Source organism: Paraburkholderia sp. BL25I1N1, from assembly GCF_003002025.1.
Taxonomy (GTDB): domain Bacteria; phylum Pseudomonadota; class Gammaproteobacteria; order Burkholderiales; family Burkholderiaceae; genus Paraburkholderia.
The window spans coordinates 1-2476 of sequence record NZ_PVZB01000068.1; the positions used below are offsets into that span (position 1 = coordinate 1).

The window sequence follows — 2476 nt, forward strand, 5'->3', positions numbered from 1 at the left end:
GCGCCAAAGTGGACACAGTGGGCCCCACCAAACGAGTGGTGGAGACTACTTTGTCACCTGAGATAGCGACAGTAGCGAGACGGACGCGTAAGGGCACCCCCAATCACACCATCGAGTTTCGGCGAGAACTCGCAAAGCTTGCATGTGAACCCGGCGTCTCGGTCGCACGACTGGCTCTGGAACACGGACTCAATACGAATCTGTTGTTCAAATGGCGCCGAGCCTATCAGGCTGGGCAGTATGAGCCGCCAACACTATTGCCGATAGAAGTGGTGCACGACGAACGCACGATCGAGAACGCGGCTGCATTGCCCATTCAGTCGCCGGCCAAGGCCCAGCCGGTCGTCGCGGGAGTGATTGAGATTAGCGTCGGCGTTGCACGCGTGCGTATCGAAGGCGTGCCCGACGCAGCCACGCTGCGTGTTGTGTTGCGTACTCTGCGTGCCGCTGCGGAGGCTGAGGCGTGATCGGGCTTCCTGGCGGCACTCGTGTATGGCTGGCTGCCGGCGTGACCGACATGCGGGCCGGATTCAACAGTCTCGCCGCCAAGGTACAGACCGTACTTGAGCGGGATCCGTTCTGCGGGCACATCTTCGTGTTTCGCGGCAAACGCGGCGACCTGCTCAAAGTGCTGTGGTGGAGCGGCGATGGCATGTGCCTGCTGATGAAGCGACTCGAGAAGGGTCGCTTCGTATGGCCTCAAGCCGACAGTGGCGTTATTTGCCTGAGCCCGGCGCAACTCTCGATGTTGCTGGAAGGCATCGACTGGCGGCAACCGACGAGAACGGCACGACCGACTTCAGCGTTGTAAACGTCGTTGCCAACGCGTAAACTGCTCGCATGACGCGCGCGAACCCACTTCCCGACGATGTCGAAACGCTGAAGGCCATGCTGCTCAGCCAGGAGGCGGCACTGCGCGCGCGCGACGCGCAAATGCTCAAACTGCAAGAAACGGTCGACTCGCAACAGGCTGCGTTGGCTTCGCGCGCAGCCGAAGTCGAACACCTGAAACTGCTCATTGCCAAGCTGCGCCGTATGCAGTTCGGTCGCAAGTCGGAGAAGCTTGACGGTCAGATCGAGCAACTCGAACTGCGCCTTGAAGAGCTTGTGGCAGACGAAGGTGCAGCGCCAGTCGAAATCCCAAAGACGCCGCGCACGGCTGCAGAACAGACACCGCGCCAGCCACTGCCTGAGCATCTGCCTCGCGAGATCCGAACGCACTTGCCAGAATCTGCCGGGAATTGCACGGCATGCGGTGGGCGGATGAAGTCGCTGGGCGAAGACGTCGCCGAACAACTTGAGTACGTCCCGGCAAGCTTCCGCGTTATCCGTCACGTGCGTCCGAAGTTCGCATGCATGCGTTGCGACTACATCTCTCAGGCGCCTGCACCAAGTCGTCCAATCGAACGCGGTCTCGCCGGCCCGGGGTTGCTGGCACACGTGCTGGTCTCGAAGTTCGCAGACCATGTGCCGCTTTACCGACAGTCGGTGATGTACGCGCGAGAAGGCGTCGGGCTGGATCGTTCACTGCTTGCGAAGTGGGTCGGTCACGCGGCGACGCTGCTGCAGCCGCTCGTTGAAACACTGCGTCGCCACGTGATGTCGGCGACGAAACTGCACGCCGACGACACGCCCGTTCCGGTGCTTGCACCGGGCAACGGCAAGACGAAGACCGGCCGCTTGTGGGTGTACGTGCGCGATGATCGTGCGTCGGCCGACATGACACCGCCGGCGGTGTGGTTCGCCTATACGCCGGATCGCAAGGGGATCCATCCCCAGCGGCACCTCGAATCGTTCAATGGCACGCTGCAAGCCGACGCGTACGGTGGCTACCAGGCCATCTACGAAACCGGGCGCGCCACGGAGGCGGCCTGTTGGGCGCACGCCCGACGACAGTTCTATGAATTGCACGCGGCGCGCCCCAATGCATTGAACACCGAAGCACTTGAGCGTATCGGCGCGCTATACAGGACTGAGGAAACGATCAGGGGCAAACCGCCCGACGAGCGCCGTGCGCATCGCCAGGAGCACGCACGACCGCTACTCGATCAATTCCATGCGTGGCTCACAACGACGCTGGAAACGCTCTCGCGCAAATCGGACACCAGCCGGGCGATCTTCTATGCGTTGAACCGGTGGGAAGCGCTCACACGCTATTGCGACGACGGCCAGCTCGAAATCGACAATCTGCCAGTCGAGCGCGCGCTGCGTGGGGTGGCCATCGGTCGCCGTAACTATCTGTTCGCCGGAGCAGACTCCGGCGGCGAACGTGCCGCTGCAATCTACAGCCTCGTGGGCACCGCAAAACTCAACGGCATCGATCCTGAGGCGTATCTGCGACACGTGCTCGCACGCATCGCCGACCATGCGATTAACCGTATCGATGAACTCGTACCGTGGGCCATCGCAGAGCAGCTCCGCACCCCAGGCTGAACATCACGATCTCCAGTCAAGACGTTGCTGGTGCCACGCTTAC

Annotated in this window: 3 protein-coding genes; all 3 read left to right on the forward strand. The window is 62.0% G+C overall.

All coding sequences use genetic code 11. The features are described from left to right. The first annotated feature begins 8 nt into the window (after positions 1-8). From B0G73_RS39840 to B0G73_RS39850, 3 genes are read left to right on the forward strand one after another with little or no spacing between them, the layout of a single operon-like run. Positions 9-467: a transposase gene (locus B0G73_RS39840; RefSeq protein WP_374957062.1), complete on the forward strand. Its 459-nt coding sequence runs from the start codon at positions 9-11 to the stop codon at positions 465-467. Beyond that, entirely contained in the window at positions 464-811 is a 348-nt protein-coding gene (gene tnpB, locus B0G73_RS39845) for an IS66 family insertion sequence element accessory protein TnpB (protein ID WP_106286486.1), read from the forward strand. Before B0G73_RS39840 ends, tnpB begins: the two co-directional genes overlap by 4 nt. Before the next feature lie 29 nt (positions 812-840). Further along, positions 841-2433, forward strand: a complete 1593-nt coding sequence (locus B0G73_RS39850) for an IS66 family transposase (protein WP_106286487.1) — start codon at positions 841-843, stop codon at positions 2431-2433. Positions 2434-2476: the final 43 nt, after the last annotated feature.

Coding starts and splice junctions, on each gene's coding strand:
- B0G73_RS39850 (WP_106286487.1), top strand. CDS start 841: ATGACGCGCGCGAACCCACTTCCCGACGATGTCGAAACGCTGAAGGCC.